Raw genomic sequence first — 14,183 nt, forward strand, 5'->3', positions numbered from 1 at the left:
TGGGCAAGCGCCTCATTCATGAGGCAGCTTGCCCAATTTACGTACCACCGCAATGAAGATTAGCACCTATTATTAGGCTTGATCACGGTCTTTTCTTAATATACTTCCGATCCGAACGGCATCAGCGCCAGTTTTGCAAGTTTGAACTGCTGCATGCCAAACGGAATTCCTACGATTGTCACACAGAGCAGCGCTCCGATCACCGCAGACTCAATGGCCAGCGGAATCCCTGATACAATCATCCAGATAATATTTAGTAGCATAGATCCTGCACCGCCGCCATAGCGTACTTCTTTCCCAAATGGGAAAAAGCTCAGAGCCGCGAATTTAAAGCACTGCATTCCAACAGGCATTCCCACAATCGTAATGCACCACAGGCATCCTGCAAATGCCCAGCTCAGACCACTGATAAATCCTCCAAATATAAACCATAATACATTTCCTATACATCCCATTAACGTTCGGCCTCCTTTCCAAGCATCAGCTGTTTTTCCCATTTCTGCAGGTTTTCTACCATTCCTTCCACCTGCAGGATTGCGTTCTCTAATTCTTCCTTTGCATCGTTTATCCTCGACTGGACCAGCCAGTCGGCGACAATACCATCGAAGAAGAAGTCGGCAAATGTAAGGAAATCCGAGATTTCCAGGCTCAGATGATATGGCAGCTCCACATCTTTCAATTCACACTGGAATATCTGAAGCTGAAACTTTGCATCCTGCAGTTTTTCCTGGGCATCATCCATCTTGGAGTGTTTGATCATATCTACAAAAAGACCTCCGCCAAGCATATCCCATAACCCCCAGTTTCCGGCGCTGCTTAAAGTCTCTTTGGCCGCCTTCATACTGTTCAGGGCCTTCTTTCCTGCGATAATCGCCTCATTCATCTCCACTACATTTTCCTTTTCTCTCATCATTAGAATCTCCTTTCTGGTGCCATTTTTATGCAGCAGATAGTTCATCATTTATAACGGTCCACGGGAACAGCGGATTGTATCCTTGAAACCTTATGTCTTATAAAAGTAAAAAAGACCTTTATATACGACATATCTGCCGCAATAAAAGTCTTGCACATCTCATTTGATACGGATACCTCTCGATATCGGTTGACGATTTCAAACCCACCTCTCGGTGTTCGGCTACTCCCTTTTACTTGCTTGTTAAGAATATAACATGTTTCCCTTATATTGTCAACGAAGCGCCTAAAATCTTTTCTTAAGATTTCTTTAGAATCGGGATTTAGCGACGAGCTTTAGTTTCGGCGCGGATGGGGGACGCTCCATAAAGGGATAGCCGAAAACCTCCCGGAGAACATCCATGTCCTTTCAAAAACGCGGCCGCGGACCTAAGAAATTCTAGGCGGGAAACAGCCCTGAAAATGGAGCACCACTGACACATCACGAGAAATCCGATGATTTCTCGCGCTGGGTCAGCTGATTTTTGGATTCGGAATCCAAAAATCTCTCCATTTTCAGGGCTGTTTCCCACCAAGAATTTCTAAGGTTCGCTTTGAGCGTTTTTGAAAGGACATGGATGTTCTCCGGGAGGTTTTCGGCTATCCCTTCATGGAGCTGGCGCATCCAACCGGCAGGAAAAAGCTCGTTTCTAAGAAGGGGCCTCAAGCGGGGGCAGCGTATGGCATTGAATTGGCGGGACTTTTATGTCCCCAGTAGGTGTACATAAGCAAGGTGATACAGCTTACAGTTTATACACATCTTGAAGATGAAAAGATACGCATAGTCAATCTACATCCGCTGCCCTGGTCCGGGATCCCACCCGGTTGGCGAGTTTTCCTGCCGATTGGATGAGCCAGCTTTATGACAGGGAGGCCGGGGAGGCGCTGGGGCTGTATATGCCGTTGTGAAACACTTAGCAGCACTCCAGCATTTCACAACGGCATATACAGCCCCAGCGCCTTCCCGGCCTCCCTGTCATAAAGCGTCCCCATCCGTCGACTAGGCTAAAGCTAGCCGACTAAATCCCGATTTATAGTGCATTTTTTCTTCGGACTTGCTATACTATATCGGTAAACTTAAAGATAAACAGGAGTACATCTATGGACAGAATGTTAGACTATACCGTTCAAATAAATGAAGACGGCCTCCGCGTGGAACAGTTTCTCCGCAGACGTGGATATTCCAGGCAGAATCTGGTCGAATTAAAGAAAATGCCCCTGAGTATTCTTGTCAACGGCAGCCCGCGCCGCCTGAATGAGATACTTACTGATATGGATACACTTACCGTGCATATCCAGGAACACATCTCCTCCCTGCAGATACCTCCGGTTCGCCTTCCCTTGGATATTATTTACGAAGATGAGGACATCATTGTCATTAATAAACCGGCCGGTATGCCTGTACACCCATCAATCAATAACTATACCAATACCCTGGCAAACGGGCTGGCGTGGTATTATCGGGAACAAGGGAAGCCTTTTATCTTCCGCTGCACCAACCGGCTTGACAGAGATACTTCGGGACTGACCATTATAGCAAAGCATATGCTCAGCTCTAATATTTTATCCCGAATGACCGTCCGCCATGAAATCAGGCGGGAATACCTGGCTATTGTACGCGGGAGCGTGCAGCCGGCGGAAGGAACGATCTCCGCGCCTCTTTCCAGAAAGCCTGGTTCTGTTATTGAGAGAATCGTTGATTTTGATCATGGCGAAAGAGCAGTCACCCATTATCATGTGGTGGAAGAAAAGAATGGGCACAGCCTTGTCTCTCTTTTATTAGAGACAGGCCGCACCCATCAGATCCGCATTCATATGAAGTATCTTGGTTTTCCTCTTATAGGTGACTATTTGTATAATCCTGATATGGAGTACATGCAAAGGCAGGCCCTTCATTCCTGCTGTCTGGCTTTAAGCCATCCGATTACCGGGGAAAAACTGGAGTTTCATGCTCCGCTTCCTGGGGACATGCGAAGAGTGCTTGCTCCGTAAGTTTACTTTTTCCTGTTGATACAGATGCTTTATTCCCTGTTCTTTAATACTTCTGCCGGTGTCACCTTGTTCAGCTTTCTTACCAGAAGCCGGTTAATAACAAAATACAGTGCCATCACTGAGGCATAGATTCCCCAATATTGCTGCCGGCTGAATGACAGATTCATAGCACAGCTCACATTGGAAACCAACAGCGGGTATATCATGTCCATAAGTTTCTTCGACAGCGGAAGGCAGACAGCAGCTGACACCGCAATTATATAAAAGTTCCCGTTAAGATAAAGCCTGCGGATTTCACCTGTACGATAGCCAAACACTTTTATCAGAGAGATACTGAATGCCGAACGGTCTATCATTACTTTCATCATCAGATACATTACAACACAAAAGATAAGCCCAGATATACCTGTCAGCATATAAATCATGGGCATCATCATAGAAACAAATATATCCGCGCTGTTTGCGATGTCTTCCCTTGAAACGGCAGCATACAGCCGCCCCGGATCAATATCCAGTTCATGGCCGGAAAATACGACATTGTAGTAGTCTTCGCTTTCCCCAAAAAGTTCCCGCATGCTGTGTATATCCATAAACACATAGAAGCCGGCCGAATATTGTGTAATTTTCTCTACTGTAAATGCATAGTCACGATCGCCTTCTTCATCTGTGAGTATCAGCTGGTCTCCCGGCGAAAGACTGTATTTCTGAGCCATCGCGGAGGATATTGTGACATGATTAGCACTCTCTTTTTTCACCACAGCATCAAAATATGGATTCTCCTTTTCAATACCCAGAACGGTTACTTCCAGATCGTACCCGTAGATCTCTTTATTCAGTGATTTTGCAAAGCTCGCCTCCCCGCCTACCGGCACCTGCTGTTCAGGATATTTGTAAGTATACATATATTCATATTTCGTATCCTCTCTATTTTCTTCACTGATGTGAATACACATAACATAGCAGTTCAATCCCAGCATCATAATCAGCAATGCGATAAACATACCGAATAGCACGGTAAAGCTGGTTCTCATCTCTCTGAGCATCTGCCGGACACGGAACCTGCCTGTAAAACCCAAGTTCCCGAGATTAATATGGCTGATACGGCTGTTCTTCTGCTCATTTCTAATCAGCTTTAAAGCAGGCGCAGACAGCTTTTTGCGTATGACAATGCAATTCACAGCCGCGGCGGCTAACGGAGGCATCACAATGCCGTAAACAAGCAGGTACGCCGGATATGCAGTCTGCAGTACCGGCACCGAAAAATATTTGTAACAGTCCTTCATCTGCACAGCCATCCCCCAGCTGCTGTAACCAATTGCCGTTCCCGCCGCACCTGCCAGGAAAGTTACCATTACCGGGAGCATCAGGTAATGCACCATTAGCTCCCTCCGCCTGACTCCCAGTGCATACAAGGAACCGATCACACTGCTTTCTCTCTCAATACCATGGATCACAAATACGGAAATTACATAAGTAAACAGCACCATCACAATCACTCCGGCAATCAGGCCGGCAATCTTATTGATGATCTGATCTTCTGCAGATGCCTTAACCCTTGGATTCTTATCCACCGTCAAAAACTGGATAAGGTTGCTGATATCCTCATTAAAATAAGAGTCCAGCACTTCCTCCGTATTCCCCTGCAGTTCCTGTACGCCATTCGCCAGCTCTTCCTTTTTGCCGGCTATTTCTTCCCAGTATTGTTGAAAATAGGGGTCCTCTACACTTTTCGGTGAAAAAGAGAATCCTTTCAGTTCCTTTTTAAGCTCCTCATCCGTCATCTTCCCATTCAGCCGGTAAGCATACACATATTCCTCGGTTCTGATACTTTGCCCCGTTTCGCTGAGAGCATCATAGGCTTCCGGGTTCACGAATGCTAGGCCGAACTGTCTGCTGTCCACACTGCTGTCCGATAAATTTTTAAAGACTGCATCATAATCCGGTACTGTTCCAATCCCCACAACCTGAAGCGTTTGGCCTCCGATGTCAATCTCGTCCCCGGTGGAAATGTCCTGCTCCTCGCTGTACCTCTTCTCCAGAACTATTTCCCCCTCCTTTTCCGCCTGCCGGCCTTCATCCAAATCAATCAGGTCAATGTGCTCCCGGTTCCGAAACAAACGCAGGGTACTGGAGTCCTGCTGATTAAAATCGATGTAAAACATCTTCTCCAGCGTAATTCCTTTCTCCCTAAGCTGTTTCTCCTCCTGCGCTGTAAGCGGTACAAAAACACGGAACTGTCCATCCTCCAGTCTGTTTTCCTCCGCTTTCACATCCACCCCTGATATCACGGTCTCTGCGGCGCCGACCAGACTGACAATCAGGTACATCCCCAAAACAATCAGCAGACCAAGCGCCAGATAGCGGAAACTGTTTTCGCGCAGATCCCGCCATACCCGTTTTCTTAATATTTTCTGCATGCTACAGATCCTCCAGTTCCGAGGCGGGAATTCTGCACTCATTTTCATACTCCCTGCTGATCTGTCCGTCTTTAATGCGTATTACCTTATGAACCATGTCTTTAATCGTATTATTGTGGGTGACAATCAGCATTGTCATTCCATACCTCTGATTGATCTCTTCCAGCAGGATCAGAATATCCCTGGAGGTCTTCGAATCGAGGGCCCCGGTAGGCTCATCGCATAAAAGAAGCTTTGGATTCTTGATCAGTGCCCTGGCTATAGCGCAGCGCTGCTGCTGCCCGCCCGAAAGCTGGGATGGAAATTTATTCTGATGTTCTGCCAGCCCCAGGGTCTCAAGCAATTCCCCCAGATTAAAGGGATGATTCGATAAGTATTCACATACCTCTATATTCTCCTTTACCGTAAGATTGGGAATCAGATTATAAAATTGAAATACAAACCCCAGATTATCCCGTCTGTAATCAGAAAGCGCATCCGGCTTAAGACCCGCAATTTCCATTCCGTCAACTTTAACAGAGCCCGAGTCCATACTGTCCAGGCCGCCTATGCAGTTTAAAAAAGTGGATTTCCCCGATCCGCTGGCTCCCTGAATCACACACATCTGCCCCCGTTCCACTCCCGTCGTGATTCCTTTTAACACCTGCGTATAGCTTCCATTCTCACCATAACTTTTTTTCATATCTTTTACTTCCAGATACATGCCCTTTCCTCCCTATACTGATGCGATCCTTATTGATTTATTTTTCCCATCAACATAACACTGTTATGCTGATGTTATTTTTAAAGCTGCTGCCGGACAGACTGCAAAAATCTCTGTCAGACAGACAGCTAATTAAATAATCCAAACCAGCCCGAAGTCATATATGTCACAATCCGTTCCATATGCCGCTTTGCCGCCTCTTCTGATTCTTCATGCGTCAGCATATGGATGAATGCTTCTGTTGTTATATGTGCAATCCAGTGAATCATATAATCATCAAGTTGTTCTTTCCCGTTCTTCTCAGCAAAACGATCCGCCATCTCTTTGTAATGCTTCTCCGTTACATCCACAAACCGATCCGCATACTGTTCGAACCGGGAGCCCTGAGACTTCGTCAGAACCAGCTCAAACTCATCACGGTACAGATAAATATAGTGAATAATCTGTTTTGCGGTTTCCTGGTCATCCGTAAAGTCTTCCCATCTGGCCGCCTGCTTTTGAACCTGTACAATCTCCCTGGAATAATGCTGGGTCATCATATTCCGAAGCGCTTCTAATGGTGCCTCTACAAGTGAAGCAAACAGGTCTTCCTTGTCCTGAAAGAAAAAATACAATGCCCCTGTGGTCACCCCTGCGTTCTTACATATATTGCGAAGGGACGCCTGTAAATACCCTTTCTCCATAAACTCCTGCTTTGCGCTTGCCAGAAGCCTGCTCTTTGTCTCCTTATCATCCTTCATACCTTCCCCCCTATAACAGCAGCCCTATGTGCAGTTAGATCATAGTGCCTTCTTATGCACGGCTCTGGCATAACACTGTTATGTAATAATACCATTATGTTACTCCTTCTGCCAGACTCTGTCAATCAGTTTCCTCAATTCCGCTCCGGATTCTCTTCCTGTACACCAGTGGTGTGATCCCATAGCGTTTTGCAAACACACGTATAAAATATGAAACATCCTGATATCCGGTCCGCTCACTAATCTCAGAAATGCTCCAATCCTGTTCGGCCAGCATGCGGGCCGCGTATTCAGTCCGCTTCAGATTCAGATACTGTGTAACCGTATACCCTGTATGCATTTTAAAGAAATGCATAAAATAATACCTGTTGTATCCCGTAAACTGTGCCAGCCGCTCCACTGACAGCGGTTCACTGTAATGCTCTTCAATAAACCGGATCAGCCTTTTCATCTGCTCTATCTCTTTGATTGTGCTGCGGCCTGCCGATTCCCGGTAATGCTTTGCTTCAAATAATGCTGCCAGCATCTGTGTCAGATACCCCTTGATATATAATTCATATCCATCGTCCTGTTTATTCCACTTCTCCAGAACCTGATCAAATAAGATCGCCGTCTCCCTGTAAAGTGGAGTGCCTGATTCGATAATTGGTATGATCTTTATTGTCTGATTAAGCATGGGAGAAAGATAACGTTTGGCAATTTTATCTTTCAAATTCCCCATCAGCATTTCGACATCCGCCAGTATCACTTTACAAATCAAAGGATTCGTATCCGCTCCGGTACCACCGTGGAGGCTGCTGGGAGAAACTACAATTAAATTCCCTTTTACCACTTTATAGTCCTTCAGATCTATGGTCAGAACCCCCTCCCCCTCCAACACATAGATAAACTCTATATACTGATGCCAGTGCAGGAGCAGGCGGTGTTCCTGCATATCTACCGTATTATCAAGAACCGATACAGCCAGTTCGAAAGGATTATAATTTCGTTCCTCTTTAATTGCTTCTCTCATCGCTCCCCCCTCTCCGCACATTTATCTGATTTTTAGCCACTTTAATGCGAGAATTTTCTCTTGAACCCTATTATAATCAAATTATACCGATAATGCAATTTGATTCCCCTATTTTTCGTATTCTATTTCCTATATTGGAGGGCTGTTATGAATTCATATGAACGTGTATTTGCAAGATTAAATGGAGAACCTGTTGACCGTATTCCCAACCTCTGCCTTGTCATGACTTTCGCGGCTCGCGAGATTGAGGTTCCGTACAGACAGTTTATAACGGACTACCGGCTTCTCTCTGAAGGAATGCTCAGATGCTGTGAAAAATACCATTTGGACGTGTTGAGTGTCTGCTCCGATCCCATGCGCGAAGCAAGCGGATTCGGTGCAGAGGTTGTCTACCCGGAAAACGATGTGCCATACAGCCCGGTTCCTCTGCTCTCAGGCTGTCAGGATATCTCCCGTCTGAAAGTAAAAGATCCTGCTTCCAGCAGACGTATGAATGACCGGTTGGAGGCGGTGCGGCTTCTAAAACACCGCAGCGGCGGCGAGATCCCGATTGTAGGCTGGGTAGAGGGTGCGCTTGCAGAAAGCTGTGATTTGATGGATATCTCCAGCTGCCTGTGCGAAATGCTGGATGAACCGGAAGCCATGCATGAGCTTCTGGCAATCTGCCTGGAGCAGGGCATCCTGTTTGCCCGGGAGCAGTTGAATGCAGGAGCCGACATCATTGGCATCGGTGATGCCGCATCGTCTCTCATTGGCCCTGATCTCTATAGCGAATTTGCCCTTCCCTATCAACAGAAACTTATTTCTGAGATTCACAGGGCAGGGGGAAAGGCAAAGCTGCATATCTGCGGGGACATTACTCCTGTACTGCATCTGACTGCACAGACAGGGGCCGATATTATCGACCTCGATCATATGGTAGATCTAAAAAAAGCGTGTGGTATATTTCCGGAGACCAGCTGCCCAAACGGCAACTTTGACCCTGTGCAGATCCTGCTTCAGGGAGATATCAATTCAGTAGGCCATGCGGTAAGGGAATGTCTGGGGTGTGCCGGCATGCACCGCACAATGATTTCCGCCGGATGTGAGGTGCCTGCCTTTACACCGCCTGATAATTTGAGAGAAGTCCATCATGTACTTTCCACATACTAATAAGATCCCCCGTAAGAGTTTTATGATTGTTTTATACTAGTGTTCCATCCAGTGAATAATTATACTTTTGCTGTGCATGGTTCGTGCCATTGCTAGGCAAAATTCCGACGGCGATGGGGTGCCATCGTCTAGAAATTTTAACGATGCAATGGCACGGAGCAGGCACGGCAGAAGTATAATTACTTGCCGGATGGAGCACTAGTACATCGTATAATAATTAACTGCCACATAAGACAAGCTAAATACTTAACTGTTTCGCTGGCCTGATTTTCATGATAATTCTTATGCATGTTTTCTCTGATATACGGAAAGCCCCGCATATAGTAAAAACCATGCTGTACAATGGATTGTTAGGATTAGTATATCCTTCATCACCGTTGTTGTTTTCCCAATTGACAGATTTATAATCCCCTCAAAAGCAGCCTGCGAGGGCATGATATAGCAAACTGCGGATACAACCGGATCGCTGACCCCAAGAAGAAAGTACAGGATGGGCACGGCGATGAATAACAGCATCACAATTTTAATGTAAACTACCCCAACCATCAGTCCATCCGAAAATCTGCCGATAAACAGACCGATAAGCGCAGCCACAAATGCGGAGAGGACAATCAGCACCAGCATGAAAACCGCATTTTGCAGGGAAAGCCGAAAGCAAATACAGGCCGTAATGATTGATGATAAGCAGCCACAGATGAATCCAACAGTAACCTTCTGCATAATATAACGGCTCCGGGCCATGGGTAAGATTTCGTTGACGAGTGCCACTCCATTCTCTTTTTCAGAAATCATATTCATAGCATTGAAGGTACATCCCATGAACATTGCGACAATTAATATAGTGGTGATAAACATATCCTGATACCCTGCCATGATATCAGGGCGTTCTAATATCTGTATCTCTGCCTGGCCGGCTGATTCCCGCAATTTAAACAGTGCCGGAAGTGTTTCAGCGGTTTGCCGGAATAGATCCAGTTCATCACCGGAGAGAAATGTTTTGATGCCATTTCCTGCTGCTTCCACACCAATCAGGTTTGTTGACGGCTCATTGACCGCATGGAACAGCTCTTCCTCAGTCGGATAAGCCGTCACTGCGCCATATCGTTCCAGCCATACGACGTTCTGCGCAGCTAAATCTCCGCTCAAAATCCCAAAATGAAATTCTCCCAGTTTTGAAAAGTCGATGGAACCAACAAAGTTCAAAGCCGCAGCAACGACGATAGGCAAAAGAAATGTCATCAGGCAGAATTTATCTTTAAGTACGCTTTTTAGTTGGTAACGCAGCCCTTTCATGCTCATCACCCCTCCTTTCCCATTTCTCTGCGGAATAACCAATGAACTCCGGCAAATAATGCAGCAATTCCCCCCACAGAGCACAGATAGTAAACCGGACTGCCCGCAGGTGTCCCGAAGTAGGCATTTTTCAACCCCATGTAAACATAATAGAAGGGATGGAAACGAATCCAGTCCAGCTTCACCGCTGTATTTGCGGATAAGAAAACCGGCGTTGCCACAAAAATGGCAATCAACAGATACGCCAGAGTAAACTGACGGAAATCCCTCAGAAGCAATGCACACGCCAGCCCAATTAAGGCCATTATCATGGATAGCAGCGCGGTCTGGAGCAGGATTGCCGGAAGGACAGACGCTGTGTCCGACAGTCCCACATTAAGCGTGGAAAGCAATACGGCAAAAACCAGATCTGTCAGTAGGAAAATCGCCAGCTTAGACAGCAGAAACAAATTTTTCCGAAGGGGAAGAACCGCATGGACGCGAATAACGCCCATACTCTTTTCCTTAAATAAAACTGCTGCCATCCCCAAAAATCCAACTGCTGAAATCTCAAAAAAAAGCAGTTCACAGGTAATCTCTTTCCGTGCTTTTTGCTCCGGTGTATTAACGCCGACAATGCCGGCTGAGTTCGGCTCCAGCGGCTGTAGAAGAGAAAGAGCATAGTCGGCCCGATGGCGGTCGGCCTTTTCTGTTCCCTCATAAAGTATAATTTGCGGCTCCCCTGCAACGGCATCAATTCCGATGCCATTGGTGTCCTGAAGCAATGCACGGTCAAGCTCTTCCCGCGTGGAGACATGCTGAATCAGCGGGGAAGCCGTCTTTTGTGTTCCCGCAGGGTCGTACAGATACACATTGTATAGTTGGGAATCCATGAATCTGATATATCCAAAATTTACATATAGCGTATACAGAATCAAAAATCCCATCGACATAAGAAAAAACTTCCCGGAAACCATGAGCCGGAAATCCTTTCTTAGCAGTGAATATAAGCCTTTCATCAGGACAGCCTCCTCCCCGTATATTGGATAAATATTTCCTCCAGTGTGGGTTCCTGGGAATGGATACTGATGATCTCATCATGCGGAAAAGGAATGCCTGCTTCCAGTTCGGGCGCCTCAATTGTTTTTTCTTCACGCCTGCCCCGATAAGAATAGTCGATCACAACACGGTGATTACTGTTTCGTTCCTTCAGGTTTTTCGGCGTATCCAGAGCCACAATATTCCCATTAGATATAAATGCCACGCGGTCACACAGCAGATCGGCGTCCAGCATATTGTGGGTCGTTAAAAATACGGTAGTCCCTTTCCTGCGTTCTTCCTCTATAATTTTACGAAACAAGACGGCCCCGGTAGGATCCAGGCCACTTGTCGGCTCGTCCAGAAACAGCAGACCGGGATTGCTGATCAGCGCCCGTGCCATGCTCGCCCGCTGCCGCATTCCCTTCGAATAAGAGGAAACAGGTTTTCTCAGAAAATCTGGCTTAAACTCCAATTTTTCCAATAACTCCTCCATATCCCGCAGCTGATCCTTGGGATAAAAAGAGGAAAAGTATTTGAGATTATCCACAACGCTCAAATTAGCATACAGATAGGGAAATTCAAACAGTACCCCAATCTTTTGAAAAAATTCCTGCGTGTGCCCCCCGGCAATATCCTGTCCGAACAGCGTTGCGCTGCCGCCATGTCCTTTCAATATTCCGGTCAGTATTTTCTGGGTAGTCGACTTTCCTGAGCCATTGGGGCCCAAAAATCCGAATATCTCCCCGTCTTCTACAGTAAAATTCAGTCCATAAAGAGCCTTCTTGTCTTTTCCATAGGAGAATGTCAACTCTTTCACTTCAATCATTCCTCATCCCCCCATTTTCCCTGCCCTTCATTATTCTTTTCCCGCTGCCTTTTTCCCCACCATTTCATAAATTTAATCTTAAAAAGGATGAGGATCGCCAGTACAATCACTATTGCCAGCCACCAATACCACTCAAGATCCATAAATGTCATAAAGTCCACCTTCCTCTACAGAATCAATACATTTAGTTCTGATATTAATAATAGAAAAGAGAATTGAAGACGATGCAATCGCTCTGTGAAGATGGTGTAAAAATAACCAAAATAAAAGGCCCCCTTCCAGGGAACCTTTTTATATGGCTGTGCAGTTTTTAAGGGGCTGTTGGAATTGAAAAGTAGAACTGAACTCCGTCTGTGAGATTTTTCACCCCATAGGGTATTCCATGCATATCCAGAATTTGTGCGACAATCGTTAGTCCCAGCCCAGACCCGCTGTATTTTGTGTTTCCGTCCCGGTAAAACTTCGTCCAGATTTTCTGCAAGCTCTCCTCTGGGATCGGGGGGCAATCATTATAGACTGAAAAATGCAGCTTTCCTTCTTCTTTTGTCAGTGACAGTTTCAGAAAGCCTTCCGGGCTTACGTTCTTCCTTGCATTCATAATCAGGTTATCCAGAACCTGCTCCATACGCCTTTTATCCACATAAACAAACTCCTTTTGATCTGGCAGCTCATACAGAATTTCAAAATCAGTGTCCGGGATATCACTCAGAAGACGCCCCGCCACTATTTCCACGAGCTCAACAAAATCAAGACGTTCACAATTAAGCGCTGAAGCTCCCGTCTCCAGCGATGACAGATCCAGCAGTGTTGTAATCAGACCGCTCATTCGCTCCGTCTCAGATATAATAATCTTATAATATCTCTGCCGCTCTTCCTCATCGGTTTCTTCCTGCAGCCCTTCGGCAAATGCCCGGATAACACCAAGAGGTGTTTTCATTTCATGAGACAGGCTGTCCGCCAGTTCCCTGCGCTCTTCCAGCAGCCTTCGTTCTTTTTCTACCTCTTTTTCAAGCTGGATATTGGCAGATTCCAGTTTTGCAAGAGCTTCCTGCAGCCTTTCTGCCATCACATTTAAGTTTGCCGACAGTTCCCCGAATTCATCATTGGATGCAACAATACAGGGACAGGAAAAATCCAGCTTTGCCATCTTACGCCCGGTCTGGTTCAGTTTAGAAATCGGTTTTGAAATAAAGTGACCCATCAGAAGATCGACAGTGAGAACCAACAGTATCACAAAGGAAAACCATATGGCAAATGTAATATCTGACTCTGTCTGCAGTTTCGTGAAAATTACATACGACAGCAAAAGAATCATACCTGCCAGTTTTGAAACCAGTAAGATCTTTTTGCGGACGGTACGTAGTGTAAAGATGTCGTTTATATTCATAAATTCACCTCAAACTTATAGCCTGAGCGGATCAGTGTAACGATATGCCTTCCTTCATCCCCCAACTTTTGCCGCAGGTTCTTGATATGGGCATCCACGGTTCTTGTGGTTCCCTCAAACTCATAACCCCATATTTGGTTTAACAACTGTTCCCGGCTGAATATCTGCTCCGGATTCGTCATAAAGAAATAAAGCAATTCATATTCCTTATGGGTTAAGGGTATACTCTCCCCATCCTTAAGCACTTTATGAGACGCTGGATAAACCGTTATTTTCCCGGCATTTAAAGTATCCGGCGGAAGGGAACCAATTCGGTTCAGAAGAACATTTACCTTAGCCAGTAATACTTTCGGGCTAAAAGGTTTCGTCATGTAATCATCTGCGCCAAGCTCATAACCTCTTAGCTTATCATCATCGCTGCTCTTTGCCGTCAGCATGATAATCGGCAGACTGCTCATCTGTCTGGCTGTCCTGCAGACGGAAAATCCATCCAGATGGGGAATCATCACATCCAATATCATAAGATCCACTGCCTGATTCTTTAAGACTACCAGGGCATCCACGCCGTCATCAGCTGTAAAGCAGTTATGGCCGCCTTTTCTCATGAACTTGGCAATAATATCCTGCATATTTTTTTCGTCTTCTACAATTAGTATATTCGCCATAGCTGACCGCTCCTTTTAAGTCCCG

Annotated in this window: 14 protein-coding genes; 2 read left to right on the top strand and 12 right to left on the bottom strand. The window is 45.9% G+C overall.

Features of this window, described 5'->3' with window-relative positions:
- Nucleotides 1-95: 95 nt before the first annotated feature.
- Together BN1938_RS09470 and BN1938_RS09475 are read right to left on the bottom strand one after the other, a co-directional pair.
- Entirely contained in the window at nucleotides 96-455 is a 360-nt protein-coding gene (locus BN1938_RS09470; protein WP_050640363.1) for a YccF domain-containing protein, read from the bottom strand.
- Nucleotides 455-913 (bottom strand): hypothetical protein, encoded by a 459-nt coding sequence (locus BN1938_RS09475; RefSeq protein WP_050640364.1) that lies wholly within the window; start codon nucleotides 911-913, stop codon nucleotides 455-457. Before BN1938_RS09475 ends, BN1938_RS09470 begins: the two co-directional genes overlap by 1 nt.
- A 1,139-nt stretch (nucleotides 914-2,052) precedes the next feature.
- Here BN1938_RS09475 and BN1938_RS09480 point away from each other — a divergent pair.
- On the top strand, nucleotides 2,053-2,943 hold the full coding sequence (locus BN1938_RS09480) for an RluA family pseudouridine synthase (protein ID WP_050640365.1): 891 nt from the start codon (nucleotides 2,053-2,055) through the stop codon (nucleotides 2,941-2,943).
- A gap of 29 nt (nucleotides 2,944-2,972) precedes the next feature.
- On the opposite strand, the gene BN1938_RS09485 is transcribed toward BN1938_RS09480, so the two are convergent.
- From BN1938_RS09485 to BN1938_RS09500, 4 genes are all read right to left on the bottom strand, one after another.
- Nucleotides 2,973-5,360, bottom strand: coding sequence for an ABC transporter permease (locus BN1938_RS09485; protein ID WP_050640366.1), 2,388 nt, complete (start codon nucleotides 5,358-5,360; stop codon nucleotides 2,973-2,975).
- Nucleotide 5,361: 1 nt separating this feature from the next.
- Nucleotides 5,362-6,063: an ABC transporter ATP-binding protein gene (locus tag BN1938_RS09490; protein ID WP_050640367.1), complete on the bottom strand. Its 702-nt coding sequence runs from the start codon at nucleotides 6,061-6,063 to the stop codon at nucleotides 5,362-5,364.
- A 128-nt stretch (nucleotides 6,064-6,191) separates the two neighbouring features.
- The gene (locus BN1938_RS09495; RefSeq protein WP_050640368.1) at nucleotides 6,192-6,803 is read right to left on the bottom strand and encodes a TetR/AcrR family transcriptional regulator; all 612 of its coding nucleotides are present in this window, start codon (nucleotides 6,801-6,803) and stop codon (nucleotides 6,192-6,194) included.
- Between the two features lie 121 nt (nucleotides 6,804-6,924).
- Nucleotides 6,925-7,815 (bottom strand): AraC family transcriptional regulator, encoded by an 891-nt coding sequence (locus BN1938_RS09500; protein WP_050640369.1) that lies wholly within the window; start codon nucleotides 7,813-7,815, stop codon nucleotides 6,925-6,927.
- A gap of 147 nt (nucleotides 7,816-7,962) precedes the next feature.
- Here BN1938_RS09500 and BN1938_RS09505 point away from each other — a divergent pair, with 147 nt between their 5' ends.
- Nucleotides 7,963-8,967 carry a uroporphyrinogen decarboxylase family protein gene (locus BN1938_RS09505; RefSeq protein ID WP_050640370.1) on the top strand — a complete coding sequence of 335 codons (1,005 nt, stop codon included), beginning with the start codon at nucleotides 7,963-7,965 and terminating at the stop codon, nucleotides 8,965-8,967.
- A gap of 282 nt (nucleotides 8,968-9,249) precedes the next feature.
- On the opposite strand, the gene BN1938_RS09510 is transcribed toward BN1938_RS09505, so the two are convergent.
- The 6 genes from BN1938_RS09510 to BN1938_RS09530 form a co-directional block, all read right to left on the bottom strand.
- Nucleotides 9,250-10,266, bottom strand: a complete 1,017-nt coding sequence (locus BN1938_RS09510) for an ABC transporter permease (protein WP_330581556.1) — start codon at nucleotides 10,264-10,266, stop codon at nucleotides 9,250-9,252.
- Nucleotides 10,266-11,258, bottom strand: a complete 993-nt coding sequence (locus BN1938_RS09515) for an ABC transporter permease (RefSeq protein WP_330581557.1) — start codon at nucleotides 11,256-11,258, stop codon at nucleotides 10,266-10,268. The genes BN1938_RS09510 and BN1938_RS09515 overlap by 1 nt, the downstream gene beginning before the upstream one ends.
- On the bottom strand, nucleotides 11,258-12,106 hold the full coding sequence (locus BN1938_RS09520) for an ABC transporter ATP-binding protein (RefSeq protein WP_050640372.1): 849 nt from the start codon (nucleotides 12,104-12,106) through the stop codon (nucleotides 11,258-11,260). The genes BN1938_RS09515 and BN1938_RS09520 overlap by 1 nt, the downstream gene beginning before the upstream one ends.
- Nucleotides 12,103-12,258 carry a hypothetical protein gene (locus BN1938_RS23675; protein WP_187376298.1) on the bottom strand — a complete coding sequence of 52 codons (156 nt, stop codon included), beginning with the start codon at nucleotides 12,256-12,258 and terminating at the stop codon, nucleotides 12,103-12,105. Before BN1938_RS23675 ends, BN1938_RS09520 begins: the two co-directional genes overlap by 4 nt.
- A 158-nt stretch (nucleotides 12,259-12,416) precedes the next feature.
- Nucleotides 12,417-13,493 carry a HAMP domain-containing sensor histidine kinase gene (locus BN1938_RS09525; protein ID WP_050640373.1) on the bottom strand — a complete coding sequence of 359 codons (1,077 nt, stop codon included), beginning with the start codon at nucleotides 13,491-13,493 and terminating at the stop codon, nucleotides 12,417-12,419.
- A complete protein-coding gene (locus BN1938_RS09530; protein WP_050640374.1) occupies nucleotides 13,490-14,158 on the bottom strand; it encodes a response regulator transcription factor in 669 nt (222 codons plus the stop codon). Before BN1938_RS09530 ends, BN1938_RS09525 begins: the two co-directional genes overlap by 4 nt.
- Nucleotides 14,159-14,183: the final 25 nt, after the last annotated feature.

Source organism: Eubacterium sp. SB2 (assembly GCF_001244405.1).
GTDB lineage: Bacteria > Bacillota > Clostridia > Lachnospirales > Lachnospiraceae > Faecalicatena > Faecalicatena contortus_B.